16 protein-coding genes are annotated in these 22,572 nt (G+C 60.2%); 4 read left to right on the forward strand and 12 right to left on the reverse strand.

The genetic code is table 11. The features are described 5' to 3' along the window. Positions 1-67 precede the first annotated feature (67 nt). The 6 genes from FH08_RS0135525 to FH08_RS0135560 form a co-directional block, all read right to left on the reverse strand. Positions 68-1,195: a zinc-dependent alcohol dehydrogenase family protein gene (locus FH08_RS0135525; RefSeq protein WP_031362899.1), complete on the reverse strand. Its 1,128-nt coding sequence runs from the start codon at positions 1,193-1,195 to the stop codon at positions 68-70. After that, a complete protein-coding gene (locus FH08_RS0135530) occupies positions 1,192-2,856 on the reverse strand; it encodes an acetolactate synthase large subunit (protein WP_031362900.1) in 1,665 nt (554 codons plus the stop codon). The genes FH08_RS0135525 and FH08_RS0135530 overlap by 4 nt, the downstream gene beginning before the upstream one ends. A gap of 96 nt (positions 2,857-2,952) precedes the next feature. After that, positions 2,953-4,914 carry an acyl CoA:acetate/3-ketoacid CoA transferase gene (locus FH08_RS0135535; RefSeq protein WP_031362901.1) on the reverse strand — a complete coding sequence of 654 codons (1,962 nt, stop codon included), beginning with the start codon at positions 4,912-4,914 and terminating at the stop codon, positions 2,953-2,955. A gap of 76 nt (positions 4,915-4,990) precedes the next feature. Then, positions 4,991-5,776: a class I SAM-dependent methyltransferase gene (locus tag FH08_RS0135540; RefSeq protein ID WP_235210603.1), complete on the reverse strand. Its 786-nt coding sequence runs from the start codon at positions 5,774-5,776 to the stop codon at positions 4,991-4,993. 98 nt (positions 5,777-5,874) lie between these two features. After that, positions 5,875-6,366 carry a polyhydroxyalkanoate granule-associated phasin gene (locus tag FH08_RS0135545; protein ID WP_235210604.1) on the reverse strand — a complete coding sequence of 164 codons (492 nt, stop codon included), beginning with the start codon at positions 6,364-6,366 and terminating at the stop codon, positions 5,875-5,877. A 655-nt stretch (positions 6,367-7,021) separates the two neighbouring features. Further along, entirely contained in the window at positions 7,022-8,140 is a 1,119-nt protein-coding gene (locus tag FH08_RS0135560) for an FUSC family protein (protein ID WP_081889676.1), read from the reverse strand. A gap of 228 nt (positions 8,141-8,368) precedes the next feature. Here FH08_RS0135560 and yghU point away from each other — a divergent pair, with 228 nt between their 5' ends. Further along, positions 8,369-9,247, forward strand: coding sequence for a glutathione-dependent disulfide-bond oxidoreductase (gene yghU / locus FH08_RS0135570; protein ID WP_031362905.1), 879 nt, complete (start codon positions 8,369-8,371; stop codon positions 9,245-9,247). Positions 9,248-10,205: 958 nt separating this feature from the next. Here yghU and FH08_RS0135580 read toward each other — a convergent pair. The 3 genes from FH08_RS0135580 to FH08_RS0135590 form a co-directional block, all read right to left on the reverse strand. Then, a complete protein-coding gene (locus tag FH08_RS0135580) occupies positions 10,206-10,436 on the reverse strand; it encodes a hypothetical protein (protein ID WP_031362906.1) in 231 nt (76 codons plus the stop codon). A 203-nt stretch (positions 10,437-10,639) separates the two neighbouring features. Then, positions 10,640-11,608, reverse strand: a complete 969-nt coding sequence (locus FH08_RS0135585; RefSeq protein WP_051888777.1) for a LysR family transcriptional regulator — start codon at positions 11,606-11,608, stop codon at positions 10,640-10,642. Continuing rightward, positions 11,608-12,129, reverse strand: coding sequence for a hypothetical protein (locus FH08_RS0135590; RefSeq protein WP_031362908.1), 522 nt, complete (start codon positions 12,127-12,129; stop codon positions 11,608-11,610). Before FH08_RS0135590 ends, FH08_RS0135585 begins: the two co-directional genes overlap by 1 nt. Before the next feature lie 864 nt (positions 12,130-12,993). Between FH08_RS0135590 and FH08_RS0135595 the strand changes: the two genes are divergently transcribed. After that, positions 12,994-15,105, forward strand: a complete 2,112-nt coding sequence (locus FH08_RS0135595; protein ID WP_031362909.1) for a putative bifunctional diguanylate cyclase/phosphodiesterase — start codon at positions 12,994-12,996, stop codon at positions 15,103-15,105. Positions 15,106-15,161: 56 nt separating this feature from the next. On the opposite strand, the gene FH08_RS0135600 is transcribed toward FH08_RS0135595, so the two are convergent. Continuing rightward, a complete protein-coding gene (locus FH08_RS0135600) occupies positions 15,162-16,085 on the reverse strand; it encodes a GGDEF domain-containing protein (protein WP_160172539.1) in 924 nt (307 codons plus the stop codon). 637 nt (positions 16,086-16,722) lie between these two features. Between FH08_RS0135600 and zwf the strand changes: the two genes are divergently transcribed. Continuing rightward, positions 16,723-18,186 carry a glucose-6-phosphate dehydrogenase gene (zwf, locus tag FH08_RS0135605; protein WP_031362911.1) on the forward strand — a complete coding sequence of 488 codons (1,464 nt, stop codon included), beginning with the start codon at positions 16,723-16,725 and terminating at the stop codon, positions 18,184-18,186. Positions 18,187-18,212: 26 nt separating this feature from the next. Continuing rightward, complete coding sequence (locus FH08_RS0135610) at positions 18,213-18,647, forward strand: RDD family protein (RefSeq protein WP_031362912.1); 435 nt, start codon at positions 18,213-18,215, stop codon at positions 18,645-18,647. 44 nt (positions 18,648-18,691) lie between these two features. On the opposite strand, the gene prpF is transcribed toward FH08_RS0135610, so the two are convergent. Both prpF and acnD read right to left on the reverse strand, forming a co-directional pair. After that, the gene (gene prpF / locus FH08_RS0135615; RefSeq protein ID WP_031362913.1) at positions 18,692-19,882 is read right to left on the reverse strand and encodes a 2-methylaconitate cis-trans isomerase PrpF; all 1,191 of its coding nucleotides are present in this window, start codon (positions 19,880-19,882) and stop codon (positions 18,692-18,694) included. Between the two features lie 83 nt (positions 19,883-19,965). Continuing rightward, the gene (gene acnD / locus FH08_RS0135620; RefSeq protein WP_031362914.1) at positions 19,966-22,563 is read right to left on the reverse strand and encodes a Fe/S-dependent 2-methylisocitrate dehydratase AcnD; all 2,598 of its coding nucleotides are present in this window, start codon (positions 22,561-22,563) and stop codon (positions 19,966-19,968) included. Between the last annotated feature and the right edge of the window lie 9 nt (positions 22,564-22,572).

Below are 22,572 nucleotides of genomic sequence, written 5' to 3' on the forward strand. Positions count from 1 at the left end.
CGGATCAAGCGGCTAAGCTCTATCGGCAACAGGACTCCTCACGTTTTCTACCGATCTGCGCATTAGCTCAGTCAAATACCACCACCTGGCGGATCGCCTTGCCTTCGTGCAGCATGTCGAAGCCATGATTGATCTCATCGAGTTTCAACCGGCCCGTGAGCAGCTTGTTCACCGGCAGACGGCCTTGCAGATAAAGATCGATGTAGCGCGGGATGTCGCGCGAAGGCACGCATGTGCCGATATAGCTGCCCTTGAGGGTGCGTTCTTCTGCCACCAGGCTGACCGCTGGAAGCGGCCAAAGCGCGGTCGACGGGGGCAGCCCGGCTGTGATGGTCGAACCGCCACGGCGCGTAATGCGGTAAGCCAGATCCAGCGCGTTGATCGAACCGGCGAACTCAAAGGCGAACTCGACGCCACCGGAACTGAGCGCGCGGATGTGCTCGACCGCATCAGCCCGGCCGGCGTTGACCGTGTGCGTGGCGCCAAGCGCGCGCGCCTGCTCCAGCTTGTCATCGAACAAATCGATTGCGATGATCTGCCGCGCGCCCGCTGCTTGCGCACCAATAAGGGCCGCCAGCCCGACACCGCCGAGGCCGATCACCGCCACCGAGGCGCCGACCCTTACCTGCGCCGTGTTGACCACCGCGCCGACACCCGTGAGCACGGCACACCCGAACAGCGCGGCTTCGTCGAGCGGAACACTAGGATCTATCTTGACGACAGAGCGGCGCGACACGGTCGCGTACTCGGCAAACACCGAACATCCCAGATGATGGTTCAAGGCTTCTCCGCCGCGCGTGAGGCGGCGTGCACCGGACAGCAACGTGCCGGCGCCGTTAGCGGCAGCACCGGGCTCGCACAAGGCCGGGCGGCCTTCGGCACAGGGCGCACAGTGGCCGCAGCTCGGCACGAACACCACGACAACATGATCGCCAACCTTGAGGTCGGTCACACCAGCACCCAACTCCTCGACAACACCGGCGGCTTCGTGGCCGAGGGCCATTGGCATCGGACGCGGCCGGTCGCCGTTGATCACGGACAGGTCGGAGTGGCACAGGCCGGCGGCCGCGATTTTGATCAGCACTTCATCGGCGCCTGGCGGCGCCAGGTCGATCTCTTCGATATGCAAAGGACGGGAGACGGCGTAGGGCGGTGTTGCGCCCATCGCCTGCAGGACTGCTGCCTTGATCTTCATTGTGCAACCTCCATCACGCGGTTTTTGAGTTCCTCGACGAGTACGCGGGTGTTCTCCGAGTAGTCGACCGGGACGATGACCAACTGCACGCCGCCTTCGCGGAACGCCGCTTCAAGTGTCGGTGCCAGTGCTTCGGCCGACTCGACTCGCCGTCCTTTAGCCCCATAGGCATCCGCATACTTGACGAAATCGGGGTTGCCGAAAGTGAGACCCCAATCCGCGAAGTTGTCGACGGCCTGTTTCCATCGGATCATTCCGTATGCGTCGTCCTGGATGATCAGTACAACGAGGTTAAGCTTCAGCCGGACGGCGGTTTCGAGCTCCTGCGAGTTCATCATGAAACCACCGTCGCCGCAGACCGCCATCACGCGCCGGGCAGGGTAGAGGAGTGCCGCCATCATGGCCGACGGCAAGCCCGCCCCCATCGTCGCCAATGCGTTGTCGAGCAGCAGCGTGTTGGCGCTGCGGGTCCGGTAACACCGCGCGAACCAGATCTTGTACATTCCGTTATCGAGTGCGACGATGCCGTCGACCGGCATGATCTCGCGCACGTCGTGGACGATGCGCTGCGGCGTCAGCGGGAAGCGTGATTCCTCTGCCCGGTCCAGCGTGCGTCTCAAGATACCTTCGCGCAGCGGCGCCAGTGCAGCCGCATTCGGAAGCTTGCCCTGCACGTGATCAGCAAGCCGCGCCAGACTCAGGCCGATGTCTCCCACCACTTCGGCATGCGGGAAGAACACCTGTTCGACGTGCGCCGGCGTATAACCCACGTGTATGACCTTCGGTCCCTTCGGCCCCATGATGAACGGCGGTTTTTCGACGGTGTCATGCCCGATCGCGAGGATCAGGTCGGCGCGGTCGATCGCCTCGTGCAAGTAGTCGCGCGCACTTAGCGCGGCCGTTCCCATCCAGAGTTCGCTGGCCTCGTCATGGCCGACGGCGGCAACGGTGCCCTTGCCCATCTGGGTGTTGAAGAACGGGATACCGGTGGACCGAATGAACTCGGTCAATTGACCCACCAGCCGCGGCCGGTTGCTGGCGGCACCGAACATGACCAGCGGACGCTCGGCTTTCATGAGCAAAGACGCCGCCCGTTCAATGGCGGCCTCTTGCGCCACCGGGAGCTCGACGGGATGCAGCGGAACGATCGCCACGTCATCGTCTACCTCGACGGCGGCCACGTCTTCAGGCAACTCGAGATGGACCGGACCGGGCCGCTCCTCTGCAGCCAGCCGGAACGCTTCGCGCACCACGGTCGGAATGCTGCTCCCGCTGACTATTTGCCGGGACGCCTTGGTCAGTGGTTTCATCGTGGCGACAATGTCGACTATCTGGAAGCGCGCCTGGTGCGCGGTCATGATGGGTTTCTGCCCGGTAATGAGCACCATTGGCATGGCGCCAAGATGCGCGTAAGCGGCGCCAGTGACCAGATTTAACGCACCGGGGCCGAGCGTCGCCATGCAGACGCCCGGCCTTCCTGTCAGGCGGCCGTGGGTCGCCGCCATGAAGGCTGCAGACTGTTCATGGCGGGTCAGAATCAGCTGAATGCTGGAGCGTCGCAGCGACTCGACGACGTCGAGATTCTCTTCGCCGGGCACGGCGAAAATGCGATCGACACCTTCATTCTCAAGTGCCTTGACGAACAGGTCGGATGCTTTCATGGGTATTCACCTTGTTTCTTTAGACCCACAGCTAGTCGCGGGTCGAATCAATGGACGTGCTGGCAACATGCAATCGCGGCGTGAACCGGCGGGTTATCACCTGCCGGCTGAACGCCCTCCAATATCCTCGAGTCGGCGAGTCGCATGAGCTGCTGCCTGCTCATGGGTTTCGCAAACATGTGATGCAGAATCGAGCTTGCTAAACGCAGCATCAAGCTTCATGCGCATGAATGCGCTGGTGGTGAAGCGAGTCGCCGAACTGTAGTACTTGAGTTGCAACTGCCTGACCATCTCGAAGTAGGCATCGGCTTCCGACTCGTCCAGTCGGAAGCCGTCATAGTTGACGATCAGCGAAACCTTATGGCCGATGCGAGCGCAGAATGCGCCGAGCACACGCCGAACAGTTTCGATGTCGCCGTTCGAGCGGATCGACATGCCTTCGAAATTAACGAACATCGTGTTTCGCCCAGCGTCGTAGCTGAGCCGCTCGCTCATTTGCTGATCGAGCAGCACCGTTGCGAGGCCCATGAGCTGCGGCAAGAATAGTCGAGGGTCCATCAATCGCACGTTTCGCACAATAGGAGCGAAGTCCATGCGAGCAAGAACGTCGCGGTCAATATCGATGCCGGGCGCGATTTCCGTCAGTTCGAGTCCTTCGGGCACGCGCCGAAAGACGCATCGCTCGGTCACATACAGCACGGACTGACCGCGTTCGGCAGCGAGCGATCCATTGAATGTAATCTGTTCGACAGACTCGACGAGTTTCTTCTTCGACCCCTCCGAGACAATACGCAGATGTCCGTCCTCGACCACCACTTCGAGGCCGCCAGCCGTGAACGTTCCCGCAAATACCACGCTACGGGCGTTCTGACTGATGTTGATGAACCCGCCGGCACCGGCCAGGCGCGGTCCAAAACGGCTGACGTTGACGTTGCCGCACCGATCGATCTCCGCCATGCCGAGACACGCCAAGTCTAGCCCTCCACCATCGTAGAAGTCGAACTGCTGGTTCTGATGAAGCAGGGCATCGATGTTGATTGCGGCGCCGAAATTCAAGCCGCCCTGGGGCGTGCCGCCGATCAAGCCGGGTTCGGCGGTCAGCGTCAGGTGGCTGAGCAGACGTTCTTCCGCAGCCACGGCCGCGACGACTTCAGGCACTCCGATACCCAGATTGATGACGCCACCGAGCGGCAGTTCGAAGGCACATCGACGTGCGATCACTTTTCGTTCGTCGAGAACCGGGCTTTCCATCGTGTCCAACGGGACCTTCATTTCGCCGGAGAACGCAGGGTTATACGCCGTACCGTAGGTTTGGGCGTGAGTGTCAGGGCGGGCGACTACAACACGGTCCACAAAAATTCCCGGTACCACCACTGCCCGCGGATCGAGCGTCCCGCTAGCGGCGATCCGTTCGACCTGGACGATCACCAGTCCGTTGGAATTGTGAGCGGCCATGGCGGCCTCCATGGCGTCGAGCACGAGCGCCTCGCGTTCCATCGTGACGTTGCCTTCGGGGTCGGCCGTGGTCCCGCGGATCAGGGTCACGTTAAGCGGAAAGACCTTGTAGAAAAGCCAGGTCTTGCCGTCGATGTCGATGGTGCTCACCAGGTCTTCGGTCGTGCTCGCGTTGATCTTTCCGCCGCCGTGACGCGGATCGACAAAAGTGCCCAGTCCGACCTGCGTGAGCGTGCCGGGCCGATGTGCCGCGATGTCCCGGTACAGATGCGACATCGTTCCCAATGGAAGGTTGTACGCCTCGATCAAGTTGTCAGTCGCCATGCGAGCGAGCTTCGGCAACAGCGCCCAATGCCCGCCGATCGCGCGCTTGACCAGTCCCGGCAGCGCCAGGCGGTTGAGTCCACGGTCCCGGCCGTCACCGGGTGCGGCGGCGAACACCAGCGTCAGATTGCGCGGTTCACCCGCGCCGGTGAACCGCCGCTCCAGCGCCATGATCAATTCGTCCGGCGTACCGATGCCGACAAAGCCCGAGCAGCAGACCGTGTCGCCGTCGCGAATGAGTGCGATCGCTTCGTCAGCGGTGACAATTTTGTCTTTCATGGCGCAGCTCAAAGAAGAGGTGAATGTGCGGACGCCCCTGCCGCTTCCAGCTGAACATCAACTGCCAGGCGAGCAATCAACGATTCCCAACCTTTGCATGTACCAGGCAAGGCAAACGAGCTTTAGCCAGCGGATTCATCAGGAAAAGGTCCTCCGTCATCCTTGGCCAACCACGGGGGGCACGGTACTCGAGCACGCTCAATGTCGCTATGGCTGATGACCAGCTGCGCAGGCGCGCTGCGATCTCATCGCTGTTAATGCCCCAGGGCATAGGAGGCAGGCGATAGTGTGGCGTTTGCATGACGCCCCATTGGGTTAGCTGGGAAAACCACCGCGGAATCACGTCGAACGCAATCTCCGCGCCCGGAAAACGCTCGACGATCCTGATAAACAAGCGTCGCACTGCTTCCGGCTCCAGATACATGAAGAGGCCTTGAACAACGATGAATACATCCGGGTTCGGTTCGATCCTTTCGATCCAACCTGGCTCGACCACGCTCGCTGCGACGTGACGAAAGCGTTTGGTCGAAGGCAGAAAGTGCTGACGCAGTTCGATCGCAGCCGGCAGGTCGACCGTGATCCATTGCATCTGGCCGTTGTCCACGCGGTGAACCTGCGTTTCGAGGCCTTCACCGAGCGACACAACCAGCCCATCCGGATGGCGTTCGAGCCATCGCGTCAACAATTGGTCTATCCTGGCCGCCCGTGCGGCAAACGAGCCGACGGGTTCTCCAAAACGACGCACGAAATCGTAGTCAATGGCATTGCAGATGCGCACGCTGTCGGGATCATTGAGAATACCGTCAGGCCGGCGCGCTTCGCACGCACGGTCATAGAGGGTCCACAGCATGGTTTCTGACACGCCCTCCAATTTGCATTGGATCTTCGGGAAAGTGTCGGCGCTGTGATTGCGAGCCTGCGAAGCCTCGTCACGAATCGGCTCGCCTAGAACGGCGGCTGTCAAAGCACACCTAGACGCTTGGCATTTGCGGTCGCACGGTCGCGAATGGGTGCGAGACTCTCCTGGACCACACGCGCGGTTGAATTGGCCAGCCGCAATGGATTGGCCGGAGAGGCTGCTGCGATCTTCAACAGCGCTGCCTGGCATTCAATCCATTGTGTCAAGGATTGGCTCGACCCCAAGGCTGAGGCCGCTGCGGACGTAGCCCAGATATGTTTGCTGGTATCGGTTGCCAGCGCCATGCCCAGACTGACGAATCCTGAACCCATCGCCTGGATGGACTCGGACGCCGCCTCGCTCTTTTCCTGGCTCATCAGACTGAATTCGACCCGGTCTCGCTCGTTGGGGAGCGGCCCCGCCATCGCCATGCGAGTGCTGCGAACTTTAACGACTTGTGCGGTCGCGCCGAGCATTTCGCAGGTCTCAGTGAAAAGGCGCATCCAGTTCCTGGAAAGTTCACTGAGAGACGGCGAGAAAGTCGAGTAAGTCATGAAGTGCTCCAGGGTCGGTCTGTCTGATACGGATACCTAATAAAGATATCATCTACAGTCGATGAATGAGCCAAATCGGAAATTTGGTGGGAGGATTGAGGCTGATGCAGGAAAAAACTGCCGCTTAGCCATAACCATGTTGATTAACAAACAAGACAAGGCGGTGAACCAGCATCGGTTCCGTTATATGTATTCGTCAATACGAAAAGGTGCGTGCGATGGACCATTCCGCATGGTGGCGGGATTGTTAATCGTCGACTTCTCGCCCGGCTGACGTCAAGTTGCTTTTGAATAAAGACGGTGCTGCGGCACTGCAGGCGATGGATAGTATTCGAACCAAGCGAAGATTTGAGCGCAACGACTTTTCGCCGATCATGCGAACACGCGGACTGCGCTCGTTGTGATCTGCGGTTTCAACCCCGCCGAGTGGAAGACGTTCAGGTTCAGATACGCGATGTGCATACCGTGCCTGCACTTTAGTAAGGTTTCTGCGACTGGCATGAGCCGTCAAGTCGCCGTCGCTGGGCTACAGCATAGGCCGATAATTGTTGCGTCGCAACAATTCATTAAAGAGCGTTATCGGCACGCATGCAATGCGCTGGTCCCGTCTTACGCTCGAGTTGGCGCGGGTGGATAACGTCGAATTCGATGCAGTCTATTCGCCGGGGCCAGGGGATCGGAGCGGGAAAATAAACATAGCTGCCGCGAGACCGATTGCCCCACCGAGTAGGGTCTCCCAGGCGCGTGCTGCAAGCAGGGGGATTGAATGCACACCACTTGCCGCGAGCGTTACGATCAAGATAAAAGCGAACGCCCCACAGGCGATGTCATAGCGCTCCGGCAATGCCATCGCATAGACGACCATGGCGAGTGCGGCCGCAGCCCAGATCAGCAGCGGTGCATGCTCCGCGACCGGCAGACAGGCAAGGCCTAACGGAACGCCGATCAATGTGCCGATAATGCGGCGACGCACGCGTTGTTGGGTGCCGGTCGCCGACCCCGCGACGACGTAAGTGCTTGCAGTGATTGCCCAGGCAGATTCTTCGAGGCCAATCAAACCGTTCAGGGCCACGATGATCAAGGCGCCAGTGGCCGCCTGTAATCCCATGAAGAATTCCGGCGAGCATCTACGGGAACCGGCTGCCGTGCCGGCCGCGAGCGCAGCTATCTGGACGGGGCGCTCCGCGGGGCCGCTTAGCACGCGTGGCACGATGGACGCCAGCGCGGCGATCAACGCGGCAATCCCAATGGCCCACAGGTCGGTGGCCGTCAGCCGGGTGCCGTACGCGAGCAACTCCCCAATATATATTTGCGATCCAATTCCGGCGCCCAGCACGCCGAATTGCTTTAAATATCCGACCAGGAATGCGCCGGTCACAAGAATCAGTTCCGGGCCCGCCCGCCCGGCAAGCTGTAATGGCCGGAGGAAAAGCACGAACAGCATTGCGCCTAATGCGGCGGCAAAACTCAACAGAAGGAGATCGCGGCTTGACTCGGCGCGCGTCGTTTTCCCCTCGGACACGCTCGCCCAAAGCGCGAAGTTTCCGGCGAGGTAACCGAGCGATACGCTACTGGGCACACTGTGCGCAATATCCTGCAGCATCCCGAGCGCGGCCGCGATGCCGTACGCCGTCGCGAGTCGCAACCCCTTGATGCGACGGTGCGTACCGGGGTCAACCTGGTCCAGCCAACGGCCGACCGCCTCAACAGGCCGCAGGATGCCCCGACGAAAATTCCCACCATGGTCCATGGAGCTTTGCGGATCGTCATTCATTGGCTTCACCGTATCGCTTGGCAGGGCTAATTCGACTAGCAGCGTAAATGCAAGGTTATCTGGTCGCGGGAAAAACGGGAAGTATCGACCAGGATGACGGCGTGATCGTGTTGAGACTGCATTTCCGGGCGGAAGGGGGCTTCGGCATACTTTGCGTCAATTTGTTACTCTCGCTCCGCACTGGCTTTTCCCTGAGATGCAAGGATTGAGACACAAGGAGCTGTGAGCATGACCGATTCGTCTGACTATGTGCCGCCGAAGGTTTGGACCTGGAATAAGTCCGACGGCGGCCGCTTCGCGAACATCAACCGCCCGATGTCGGGGCCGACCCACGACAAGGACCTGCCGGTCGGCCGCCATCCTCTTCAGCTTTACTCGCTGGCGACACCGAACGGCGTGAAGGTCACGACGATGCTGGAGGAATTGTTGGCTCTCGGCCACAGCGGTGCGCAATACGATGCCTGGCTGATCAGAATTGGCGATGGTGAGCAGTTCGGCAGTGGCTTCGTCGAAGCGAATCCGAACTCCAAGATTCCCGCGCTGTTGGACCGAAGCGGCCCGAAGCCGATCCGCGTCTTCGAGTCCGGCGCGATTCTGCTGTACCTTGCCGAAAAATTTGGCGCTTTCCTGCCGACGGAGGCGGGCGCGCGCGCCGAATGCCTGTCATGGTTGTTCTGGCAGATGGGAAGCGCACCGTATCTCGGCGGAGGCTTTGGCCATTTCTATGCCTACGCGCCGACGAAGATCGAATATGCAATCGACCGGTTCGCGATGGAAACGAAGCGTCAGCTCGATGTGCTCAATAAGCAGCTCGCGGGCAACGAATACATAGCTGGCAGCGAGTACACGATAGCCGACATGGCGATCTGGCCTTGGTATGGTGGCTTGGTAAAGGGCTGGCTATACGAGGCGGCCGAGTTCCTGGCCGTGCAGGACTATCAACATGTTCAGCGCTGGGCTGATGCGATCGGCGAACGCCCGGCCGTGCGGCGTGGGCGGATGGTCAACCGTGTTTTTGGCGAGCCTTCCAGTCAACTGCACGAGCGCCATGACGCCGCGGACTTCGAAACCAGGACCCAGGACAAGTTGACGCCCCAGGAGGAGTGAAGCGCAGCGGCATCACGGAGGTCCTTCATGCCGAGGACGTGGACCGTCGCCATCTGTACAGGGCACGGCCGGTCACATCAGCCAGACGCCGGCAACTTTGAGCCGCCTGAATAACCTGGCATCCGTGCGCAAAGGCATCGGCACGAGACAGTGGGCCGGCCTCACGTTGAGCAGTGAAACACGCTGCACCTGACCCGCTTGCCGAAGATCGTCTCGGAAGGGGCGCGGACGGCGCTCGAGTGCTTCACCCGGGTGCTTCGCCCGAGTGCTTCTCAACCGCTTTTCCAAGAAGAAAAGACTCGCTCCGTGTTCGGAAGCGAGTCATCAAATTGCGCTGCGCTATCGGCACAGGGCAGGCCGCAGCGACCTTAGGCGCCACTCTATCCGGCAGCTGGCGGTGTTCGGCGAATCAGTGACAGACCTGCGTTTACGCTGGTTCGTTAGTAAAAGCTCTTTGTTGAGCCTCGGTTCCATTGAAAGAGGTTCACGCCGTCCTAATCGACCAATGCTAACGCGGCGCGGACATCGGTTGCGTTCTCGCAGCGAAGCCATTCTTACGACCGCCGCGAAGCGTAACAATGCATCCATCGAACCGGACACGCTCGTGTAGTCCTGGCATCCGATCCGCCCGTCCAAGAGGATGGCCAGCCCCGACTTACGGGCTGATTCAAGTACGTTCATTTTTATGTCTCCGCTCTCATGCCTGATCGACGCCTTTGAATGCGTGCGGCATAAGAACACCAGCAGTTTACGTGCCTGATTTTATGCACCACAATTTCATTACCTTGACACTGCCGACGTGCACCCTCTGATGCGGCGATCCATACACGTTGCTCGGCCGCCTGAATGTTCGCGGGATTATTGGAAAAGCGCCTTGGCACCATCGCAACGCACAAGGACAACGTCCTCGACCGGCTCCTGGCGGAGCTTCCTGCGGACACCAAAAAAGAGCTCTGTCCTATTCAACGTCCGGGACGAAGAGCATGGAGATATAGAGAATCGTTGAGGCGACTATGATTCCAACACCAACAAACACCTTCGTCCGGTTGAATTCAAGTCCGCCATCTATCGCGACTCCGATGCCAACTACCGAAGATAACGTGCCAATAGCAGCAAGACCGATGTGTATTTTGCTGAGAAGTAATCTGCGGCGCAGCGGCTTATCGGGATTAGAAGTTTTCGGTGCCATTTGGAATATCCTCATTGCGCGTTGCGAGCACTGGCTTCCCAGATGCTCAGAGAGTCGACCCTCGACGGACCCGCGCGGCGACTCCCGGATAAAACCCGCTGGTGCAAGGTCGCAAACCGGAGCGGTCTGGAACTACTGTTCAGTCGCACTCGGGGACTGTGCAACCAATAAGTCTTCCCGCCGCCGAGCCGGGCTTACGGCTATCAGCCCACAGCTCGACATTTGCCGAGCGTGTTTTCTGGAATCGTGACACAGACGTCACTTGCCCACATCGCTTCCTGGGCAATGTTTGCGCGAGCGCAAGCAATAAAGGCCCGGGCTGCAGGCGTCGGCTCAGTGCCGCTGCGGTAAACAACGACCGCTCCAGCGTCACGCGCGTCGACGGTGTAGCCCGGTAACAGCCGCAACAGATCGCCACGCTGTTCGTCCTCGGCGACTGAACCAGCCGGTACGATAGAAAAGCCCATGTCTGCAAGCAAACCCGCATGTACGGCAGTTGCGCTATTGACCGTGTATGCAGGCGTCAACGCGACTTGCTCTCGTTGTCCTGCCGAATTCAAAAACAACAGTCGTGCGTTGGTAGTCTCAGTGGATAACGCAATGTAAGAGTGGGTGCAGAGGTCCTGAGGTACTCGCGGCGCACCGTGAACTGCAAGATACTGCGACGTCGCAACGCAAATCAACGGGCTTGTCCAGACGGGGTGCGCCGTCAGTCCCTTTTCGTCGATATCTACGTTGGCAACGAGCGCCACGTCGTAGCTTGAATCCAGGCAATTGTCGTCACGCTCTGACACGGTCAATTGCAAATCTACATTGGGGTAACGACGATGGAAGGCGCTAACGAGAGAGGTCAACGAGGACAGCGGTAGCGCGTTGGAGGCGACGATTCGTAGCGAACCACCAGGCTCATCCTCCGTGTGACGAACGGCTCCCTCCAGATGGTCAAGGTGTTCAAGCCAGACGCGACACATCGTTAAATAGTTATGTCCGGATGGTGTCAACCTGACTGAGCGCGTTGAACGATCCAGCAGTTGTAGGTTCAACCGGGCTTCCAAAGCCGCGATGGTCCGCGTCGCGCAGGCGTTGCTCAAGCCCAACTCCTTGGCGGCGCAACGGAAGCTTGTGAGTTCCGCGATGCGTACGAATATGCGCATGCTCTCGATCAGGTTCATCAAATCTTCTCCGTTGGTCTGGCAGGCAGCGGGCCGAAGAACATTTTCCGCAGCTTGTCGTGGCCGATCACGCGCGCCAATTCGGCGAGCACACAGTAGTGGGCGATCAGCGTTACCAGCAGGATCTGAATGGCCCAGAAATGCGACCAGTTCATCTCGGCGAGGAGTTTCTGGTTGGCGGCGACCAAGCCGGGCGCTTCCTTCCAGTACTCGTAAACGCGCTCCAGATAGTGAACGATCAACGCCACCACGGCGTAAATGGCGGTCTTCCAGGCTGTATTCCAGATCAGCGGCTTCTCGGGAAAGCGATTGATGAATGGCAGCAGGTTGGCGAGCAGTACGGACTTGCCAAGAATCAGGGCGGCGATGGTTATGGAGGCGGACGTCGGCAACGTGATGCCGGTGCCATGAGTCATCAGCGCGCGAATGATCACGACAATGTGGAGGATGATGAAAAAAAAGATTGTCGGTGGCAACATTTCCATCAAGCCATGCTTGATCGTGGCGGTCAGTTTGCTCATGGTCCTTTTCTACGATGGTTGGCTTCCCCAGCGGCCGCTTGAGTCACGAGACGCAAAACGGCCCAATACGAGGTATGACGACTCGCGCGGCCTTAGCTGCCAGGAGCAGGAACCGCTGCCGGTCGGCATCGCTCGCCAACCCGATCCAGTGGTGACTCGAACCTGACCGCTTATGAAAGAGGTTTCGTTATGCAAACTGGCGCCGATGTAGCGTGCAGGCAGATCCAAGCCTGTTCGAGACATTAACTTGAACTTGATGAACGACCGATGTCTCGACAACAACGGTTGCCCGCGAAGCGAAGTCATGCTGATTCGTTGAGGATAACTGGCAAAGGCGACGCAAAGATCTTGCGCGTCGCCTTCGGCTGATAAACCTCAATCAAACCTCAATCAATCCCCCAAAGAGCCAGAGTTTTGACGCGTGGCGAGGCGGGCTTTTAACTGCTCGATCATCTGAAATTGCGAGTTCTTGAGGGCCAATGCCTGAACAAAAAACTCCGCTCGTGCGGATTCCGCCCGTCCGTTCACGCAGGCAAGATGTCGCGACAGAGGTGTTCGCCGATGAAATAGTTCGAACGAACATTTCCGACCGATAGTGAAACGCGCCGCTTGAGTCAAGGGATTTCTATGGCTTTAAGCTCACTCGTTCGCGGCGCCTGCTGAACTTCGCCCTGCCGATCAGCCCCCAAATTTCGCGCTTGCGCCCCAGGCGGGCCTCACATGCGCATGACGAAAGCATAAAGTTATCCGCCAGTCTGCCGATATAACAGCGCTGAGGACGCGCCGCGCACTGATGTGGCGCGGCTCGCCGAGGCGCTATAAAAACAGTCGCACAAGACTGATACGAAACGAGAGAGAGGGCCGATGACCGGTGTCTACAACCCCCTGCTTGTCAGCCTGTCGCTGATGGTCGCATTCCTTGCGTCCTACACGGCGGTGGAACTGTCCGGCGGGCTGAACGCGCTCGCGAGCGCGAAACGGCGGCCGCTATGGCTTGTCGGCGGCGCGGTGTCGATGGGCCTCGGCATCTGGTCGATGCACTTCATCGGCATGCTTGCGTTCTCGCTGCCGATTGCTGTCGGCTACGATTTCTCCATCACCGCGGCGTCGCTGCTCCTCGCGATCATCGTGTCGCTGATCGCGCTTGCCACGGCGAGCCGCGGCGCGCTGTCGCGCAGGCGCCTGTGCGTCGCCGGGACGATCATGGGCATCGGCGTGGCCGGGATGCACTTCACCGGTATGCACGCGTTGCAGATGTCGCCGGGAATCGGATACACGATCTGGAAAGTCGCGCTGTCGGTGGGCGTGGCGATCGCCGCTTCAATGGCGGCGCTCTGGCTCGCTTTCACGCTGCGAACGTCGGGCATCGAGAATCTCGTCGTCAAGCGGCTCGGCGCGGCCTTCATCATGGCAATCGCGATCACCGGAATGCACTACCTGGGCATGAGTGCGGCCAACTTCGCCGACGGCAGCATATGCCTCTCGGGCGAAAAGCTCAATCCGAACTGGCTTGCGCTCATTGTCACGGCGACGTCGTTCGCCGTGCTGGTCGGCACGCTCGCCTTGCTCGGTTTCCATACGAGCAGCCTCTCCATCTCGCTCAAGCGCGCGAACCGGCAACTGCATTATCTCGGCACGCACGATGCGCTGACGAAGCTCCCGAACCGCCAGCAACTCTCTTTGCGAATCGCGCAGGCGGTCGACCAATGCACGCGGAAAGAATCGGCGTTCGCCGTCCTCTTCATCGATCTCGACGGCTTCAAGTCGATCAACGATTCGCTCGGTCACGGCGTTGGCGACGACTTGCTGCAAGTGTGTGCCGAGCGCCTGTGCCAGGACTTGCGCCGTACCGACATGGTGGCGCGCCTCGGCGGAGATGAATTCGTGATCGTGGTTGAAAACGTAGCCGAAGATGTGGACGATGCAGCGTCAGCCGTGGCGGTCGCCAACGGCGTACTGCGGCGGCTAAGCGAGGAGGTCATCGTCAACGGATTGCCGCTGCGCGTGAGTGCGAGCATCGGCATTGCGTTCTATCCGCGCGATGGCGGCAATTCCGACGAACTGCTCCACAGTGCGGACGCTGCGATGTACGCCGCCAAGCAAAGCGGGCGCAATACGTTCCGCGTGTTCGAGCCACAGATGAACCACGTCGCGCTCAAGTCGCTGATCCTGCAACGCGATTTGCATCGTGCGTTGAGCGACGGCGAACTAAGCGTGTCGTTCCAGCCGAAGTTCAGCGTTGCATCGCAATCGGTGACGGGCGTCGAGGCACTGATCCGCTGGCATCATCCTGAACTCGGCGAGATTCTTCCGCTCGAATTCATCCCGATCGCGGAACGCTCGGGCCTCATTGTCGAGATCGGCGACTGGGTGCTGCATGAGGTTTGCCGCAACATCGCGCTATGGGACGCGCAAGGGTTGCCCGCAATTGCCGTGGCGGTGAATCTTTCGCCGATCCAGTTCAACGTGCCGGACCTGGTGGCCCGCATCGATGCGCTGATCGGCGCGGCCGGCGTCGATCCGTCCCGGCTGATGTTCGAGATCACGGAAACGACGGCGATGCAAAACATCGAGAAGACGAGCTGCACGATCGAAGCGCTGCAGTCGCGCGGCTATACCGTCGCCATCGACGATTTCGGCACCGGGTATTCGAGCCTCGGCTATCTCCAGCGCTTCAAATTCGACCAGATCAAGATCGACGGCTCGTTCATGAGCGATCTCGGCTCCGCCGGCCAGCGCGGCGGCGCATTGTTGTCCGCCGTCGTGTCGCTCGCTCGCGCGTTGCAGATCGAGGTCGTGGCGGAAGGCGTCGAGACGGAGTCGCAATTCCGTACGCTCAGCGAACTTGCCTGCGATCAGGCGCAGGGTTTCCTGTTGAGCCGGCCGTTGCCCGCCGCCGAGTTCCTTGCGTTCCTGCGTAGCGCTGCGGACCGGATCGTCGTCGCCGGGAGCGTTTGCGCCGCGCCCGCAGGGTGAGGGCGGGTGAAGATCAGGCGGGTTCGAGCCTCCCGGTGCTCACTCAGCAGTGGCCATTATTTTTGGATGTCGTTTGCATTGTCTGCGAGCTCGACACGGTTGCGGCCCGCTGCCTTGGCGCGATAAAGCGCGCGATCGGCCCGAATGATCGTATCGTCAACAGACTGGCCCAAGCGATGACCCGCGACACCAGCCGAGAACGTAAAGTGCATGTCGCCTTGCGCGCTTGTGACCCCAAGCACGGCGATGCGCTCACGTAGTCGCTCCATCGCTTCGAATGCGTGGGACGCATCGGCCTCTGGCATGAGAATCAGAAACTCTTCTCCTCCCCAGCGCGCTACCGTGTCGACACTGCGCACACTTGCGCGCGCGACCTCGGAGAAACGACGCAGTATCTGGTCGCCGCCGGCGTGGCCGAAGCGATCGTTGACCTGCTTGAAATGGTCAAGATCAAGCAATGCTACGGAAAATGGCTGCACCGCACGGTCCACGCGGGTTACCTCGGTCAGCAGCAGTTCCCGGGCGCGGCGACGATTGGCGAGGCCCGTCAGATCGTCGAGCGTTGCAAGGTCCTGGATGCGGTCCAGCGCGGCCTTCAGATCTAATCGTTGTTGTTTCAGTCGTGCCTGCAATGAGTTGAGCCTCATGGCCAGCGCCGATACCCCCGGCAACGTAATCATGCATATGAGGAAGTTGGACAGGTCCACGACCGTTGAATAGCGGCCTGGCCAGCGGGCATGCATCCACACTATGACCGCGCCCATGACCACGAGCGCAAACACCGTCAGTTGAACCATGCGGCGCCACCCTATAGAGAACGCGCCAAAGTTCAAGACAACGACGAATGGAAGCAGAACGGCGCTACGTGCGGCCCCCGTTATGGTATACCCCGCCATGACCGCGAAAATGGCAAACACGATCTGCGCCTGGCTCAGTGCCGCGTCCTCGAACCGGCGGCTCCAACCGCTGCGGATCAGCACGTGAAAAACGCAGAGACAGATCAGCACGCAAACAATCCACGCCAGGATGGCATCGCCCGAGACGACTTTGGAGCGCGTGAACAAACTCATTACCCCGGCGCAACCCGCATAGATGACAAAGGTCAGCCACCAATGCTGGAGCCTGATCCTGGTGTTGCGCTCATCGGTCCAAAGTGCGATCGCGAGACGGCGCTGCAATGGAAATCTCATACGTTAGGGGTCGCCTCAGGATTCGGATTTTTCATACGATAGACGTGTTGCCCGATAAATGATCCAAAGATCACTCGTTCTCGCGAAATGCCTTACGGAGTGCTTTCTTGCGGAGGGTCATCCCTATCCGCAGCAAGACGGTCTGGACGAACGCTGAGCGCGCACTTTGGCTGCGAGTCGGTAAGGTCTGAGAAAGCACGTGCGCAAAAATCAGCAATTTTGTCGGGTCCGGAAAAAAGTCACAATGCGAACACCGTGCCGGTGCGCGGCCAGCATCGCGAGTTCGACTTATAAGCGCGTGATACTGTGGCAGCAAAACCACCCGGCCTGATGTCAAATCTTGTCAGGCCAATCGAATTATGACGAGTGCAAGGGCTCCGTCAGGGCTCGTCCTCAAGGCATCGACAACCCAGAAAGGATTTGCACGATGGCCAAGATCTCTGCAGGAGTAGGTCCGCAGTTCCCACAAGTCGTTGTCCTGTTCGGCGCCACTGGCGATCTGGCGCGACGCAAGCTTTTACCAGGCTTGTTCCATTTGGCGAGCGCAGGATTCATTCCGGGCTGCAGGATCATTGCTGTCGCGCTCGACGACATTCACATTGACGACTTTCGTCGCACGGCGCGCGGAGCGCTTGACGAGTTTTCTTCTCGCAAGGTCGCCCAGACGGAGTGGGACACGTTTGCCGCCAATCTGGACTACGTGCCGCTGACAGCAGGCGCGGAGGCGCTCAAGGCGGCCGTGCTGAACGCCGAGATGAGTTTCGATGGCGAGTGCCGGCGGCTGCATTACCTGAGCGTTCCACCCAGCGCTGCACTCTCCGCAGTCGGCATGCTCAAGGAAGCGGGCCTCGTGGACCGCTCGCGGATCATCATGGAGAAGCCGTTCGGAACGGATCTGAAGAGTTCTGTTTCGCTGAATACCCGGTTACACGAAGTCTTCGAAGAAGAGCAGATCTTCCGGATCGATCATTTTCTAGGGAAGGAGCCTGCCCAGAACATTCTCGCTTTCCGCTTCGCGAACGGCCTGTTCGAGCCGATCTGGAACCGCAACTTCATCGACCACGTTCAGATCGATGTGCCTGAAACGCTGGGACTCGGCAAGCGCGCGGGTTTCTATGAACAGACAGGGGCGTTTCGCGACATGGTCGTCACGCACCTGTTTCAGATTCTCGCGTTCATGGCAATGGAGCCACCCACATCACTGGAACCGTCGCCCATCAGCGAGGAAAAGAACAAGGTTTTTCGCAGCATGCTGCCGATACAGCCAACTGATGTCGTCCGGGGGCAATACACCGGTTATCGAACCGAAGAAGGCGTCAGTCCGGAATCGGAAACCGAAACATTCATCGCGTTGAAATGTTCGATCGATAACTGGCGCTGGGCCGGCGTGCCATTTTATCTGCGCACGGGAAAGCGGCTTGCTGAGGGACAACGGATCATTTCCATCGCATTTCGCGAACCGCCGAAGAGCATGTTTCCGGCTGGATCAGGTGTCGGTTCGCAAGGACCGGACCATTTGACGTTCGACCTGGCGGACGCCTCGAAGATGTCGCTTTCGTTCTATGGCAAACGCCCGGGTCCCGGCATGCGGCTGGACAAACTGAGCTTGCAATTCGCCATGCGCGATACCGGTCTGATTGGCGACGTACTGGAAGCGTATGAACGATTGATCCTCGATGCCATGCGGGGAGACCGTACGCTTTTCACGACCGCCGAGGGCATCGAGCGGCTGTGGCAAGTATCGACGGCCTTGATCGAATCTCCTCCGCCGGTTCGCTTCTACGCGCCGGGATCGTGGGGGCCAAATGCTATCCATCAACTCGTCGCGCCCCGGGCGTGGCGGCTTCCATTCGAGCGAGCGTGGCGGGATCCAAACGCCTTGGGTAGTTGACTCGTTCAGTGCACATCAAGCATCCGATGCATTTTGCCTCCTACTCGCGACGCGCCAGCGCACTGGCCATCGATTCAATCTGGTGGACCGTGATTGCGCTTTTCATCCCTCTCGGGCCATCAATGGACGAATTGCTCATGGCGCCGGAGTCGTTCGCTTCGACCATTCTTTTATGGTTGGCGATAGGCCAGTGCATACCAATCCTGGTTACCGGAGTTTTATGGGCTGTATGGGGCACGTCACCGGGGAAACGAGCGCTGCATCTGCGGATTGTCGATGCAGACACAGGAGAACCGATGACAACGAGGCAAGCCGGTCTGCGCACGCTGGGCTACTTGCTGAGCTTTGCAACATGCGGTGCAGGATTCCTGTGGGTGCTATTCAACCAACGAAAGCAGGCGCTGCATGACCGGATCGCCAATACCGTTGTGATCGATGACGGACCCGGCAAGAAGTTGTAACCAGGTCCTGTTCACCGAGGTGAGCGACGATGCATCGTCGATCGTCAGAGTGTGTCTACAGGCACACGCACCCATCCTTCCATCAGCACCCGGGCACTGCGGCTCATGATGGCCTTGGTGACCTTCCATTGGCCCTCTACAAGGCTCGCCTGAGCCCCCACGCGCAGGGTGCCGGATGGATGCCCGAAGCGCACGGTGTCGCGCCCTTCGCCGCCAGCGGCGAGACTCACGAGCGTTCCCGGAATTGCCGCGGCCGTGCCTATTGCCACGGCTGCCGTTCCCATCATCGCGTGATGGAGTTTGCCCATCGACATCGCCCGCACGAGCAGATCGACATCATGAGCGGCAACCTGTTTGCCGCTGGACGCGACGTAATCAGCGGGCTTCGCGACGAAGGCAACTTTCGGCGTGTGCTGCCGGCTCGCGATCTCGTCGATATGTTTGATCAAGCCCATGCGAATCGCGCCATGTGCGCGGATGGTCTCGAAGATCGCCAGCGCTTTCGGATCGCTGTTGATGGCGTCCTGCAATTCCGTGCCCGTGTACCCGATCGCCTCCGCATTCACGAAGATGGTCGGGATGCCTGCGTTGATCATCGTGGCCTTCAGCGTGCCGATGCCCGGAACCTCAAGGTCGTCGACGAGATTGCCCGTGGGAAACATCGCGCCGTCCGCGCCGTCTTCATCGGCGGCAGGGTCCATGAACTCGAGCTGCACTTCGGCAGCGGGGAAGGTGACGCCGTCGAGTTCGAAGTCGCCGGTTTCCTGCACGGCGCCTTTCGTGATGGGTACATGCGCGATGATTGTCTTGCCGATGTTCGCCTGCCAGATACGCACGATGGCCACGCCGTTATCCGGCACGCGCTCGGGATCGATGAGTCCGTTGCTGATCGCAAACGGTCCCACCGCAGCGGAGAGATTGCCGCAGTTACCGCTCCAGTCGACAAATGCGCAATCGATGGCGACCTGACCAAAAAGATAATCGACATCGTGATCGGCTTTGCTGCTCTTGGCGATAATCACCGTCTTGCTGGTGCTCGACGTCGCGCCGCCCATGCCGTCGGTCTGCTTGCCGTACGGGTCCGGGCTGCCAATCACGCGCAAGAGCAGGGCGTCGCGTGCCGCACCCGGCACGCGGGCGGCTTCGGGCAAATCCTGCAGGCGAAAGAACACGCCTTTGCTGGTCCCGCCACGCATGTAGGTCGCAGGAATTTTGATCTGGGGCGCGTGGGCCATGATGTTGTTGTCCTTGATTATCTGGTGAAGCCGGGCGGTACGCGTTTATCGCGTTTAACACGTTCACCGCCCGGATTGCATTGCTAAGCCGCCGCCTGCGACGATTCAAGAAAGTCCTGCGCGAAGCGCTGAAGCACGCCGCCCGCTTCGTAGATCGATACCTCTTCCGCGGTGTCGAGCCGGCAAGTCACCAATACGTCCACGCGCTCACCACTACGGCGATGGATCACGAGCGTCAGGTCGGCGCCCGGCGTGCGTTCGCCGAGCACATCGAACGTTTCAGTACCGTCAATACCGAGCGTCGTGCGGTTCACGCCGGGTTTGAATTCCAGCGGCAGCACGCCCATGCCAACCAGGTTCGTGCGGTGAATGCGCTCGAACCCCTCGGCGACAATCGCTTCGGCACCCGCGAGACGCACGCCCTTGGCGGCCCAATCGCGCGACGAGCCTTGTCCGTAGTCCGCGCCGGCAATCACGATCAGCGGTTGCTTGCGCTCCATGTAGGTTTCAATGGCTTCCCACATGCGCGTCACTCGGCCCTCGGGCTCGATGCGAGCAAACGAACCCGCCTTTACCTTGCCGTCTTCCAGCACCATTTCGTTGAGGAGCGTCGGGTTCGCGAAAGTGGCGCGCTGCGCGGTCAGGTGATCGCCGCGATGCGTTGCGTACGAGTTGAAGTCCTCTTCCGGCAGGCCCATCTTTGTGAGGTATTCACCTGCAGCGCTGTCGGCGAGGATTGCGTTCGACGGGGACAGGTGATCGGTGGTGATGTTGTCGCCCAGCACCGCAAGCGCTCTCATGCCCTGCAACGCGCGCTCGCCGGCAAGCGCACCTTCCCAATAGGGCGGACGGCGGATATAGGTGCTCTGTGGGCGCCAGTCGTAGAGTGGGGCGGCACGCTCGCCGGCGTCGGCGGCGAGCGCGAACATCGGTTCGTACACCTTGCGGAACTGCTCGGGCTTCACGCTGGACGCCACGATCGCATCGATCTCTTCGTCCGACGGCCAGATGTCCGCAAGCCTCACCTCGTTGCCATCGGCGTCAGTGCCCAGCACGTCCTTCTCGATGTCGAAGCGGATCGTGCCGGCAATGGCGTAAGCGACCACCAGCGGCGGCGAGGCGAGGAACGCCTGCTTCGCATACGGGTGGATGCGGCCATCGAAATTGCGGTTTCCCGAAAGCACGGCGGTCGCGTACAAATCGCGATCGACGATTTCCTTCTGGATCACCGGATCGAGCGCGCCGGACATGCCGTTGCACGACGTGCAGGCATACGCCACCACGCCGAAACCCAGCTGTTCCAGTTCCTGCAGCAGGCCTGCTTCCTCAAGATACAGCGTCACCGCCTTCGAGCCCGGCGCGAGGGACGTCTTCGCCCACGGCTTGCGTGTGAGGCCTCGCTGGTTGGCGTTGCGCGCGAGCAAGCCGGCGGCGATCATGTTGCGCGGGTTGTTGGTGTTGGTGCAACTCGTGATCGCTGCGATGATTACGGCGCCGTCCGGCATCAGGCCGGGCTCGTTCTCGACTTTGCCGCTGATGCCGCGCGCCGCCAGCTCAGACACGGGCAGTCGACGGTGCGGGTTGGACGGGCCGGCCAGCGTACGAACCACCGTCGACAGGTCGAACTGCAAGACACGCTCATAGTCGGCGTCCTTCAGGGTCTCGCCCCAGAGGCCGGTTTCCTTCGCATACGTTTCCACCAGCTTGACGAGCTCGTCGTCGCGGCCGGTGAGCTTGAGATACTTGATGGTTTGTTCGTCGATATAGAACATCGCGGCAGTGGCGCCAAATTCGGGCGCCATGTTCGCGATGGTCGCGCGATCGCCGAGCGTCAGGTTCGCCGTGCCTTCGCCATAAAACTCCAGGTACGCGCCAACGACCTTTTGTTTACGCAGGAATTCGGTCAGCGAAAGCACCACGTCGGTGGCGGTAATTCCAGGTCCCGGCTTGCCGCTCAGTTCGACGCCAACGATGTCCGGCAAGCGCATGTACGAAGCCCGGCCCAGCATCACGCTTTCGGCCTCCAGACCGCCCACGCCAATCGCGAGCACACCCAGCGCGTCGACCATCGGCGTGTGCGAGTCGGTGCCGATGAGCGTGTCAGGAAATGCGACGCCGTCCTTCACCTGCACGACCGGGCTCATGCGTTCGAGGTTGATCTGATGAAGGATGCCGTTGCCCGGCGGAATCACGACAATGTTCTTGAAAGCCTTCTTGGTCCAGTCGATGAAGTGGAAGCGGTCCTCATTACGACGGTCTTCGATGGCGCGGTTTTTCTCGAAGGCGTCCGGATCGAAGCCGCCGCGCTCGACCGCAAGCGAGTGGTCGACCACGAGCTGCGTCGGCACAACCGGATTCACCAGCGCCGGATCGCCGCCTTGCGCAGCGATTGCATCGCGCAGGCCGGCCAGGTCGACGAGGGCGGTCTGGCCAAGAATGTCGTGGCACACGACGCGCGCCGGAAACCAGGGGAAATCGAGCTCGCGCTTGCGTTCGATGATCTGTCTGAGCGATGCGGCGAGCGAGACCGGCGAACAGCGGCGCACGAGGTTCTCGGCGAGCACGCGCGACGTGTACGGCAGCGTGTCGTAGGCGCGGGGCTGGAGTTCTTCGACTGCGGCGCGCGTGTCGAAATAATCCAGCGTCGTGCCGGGCAGGGGTTTGCGGTTTGCAGTATTCATACCGTGGGG

This window comes from Caballeronia sordidicola, from assembly GCF_000729995.1.
Lineage (GTDB): Bacteria > Pseudomonadota > Gammaproteobacteria > Burkholderiales > Burkholderiaceae > Caballeronia > Caballeronia sordidicola_A.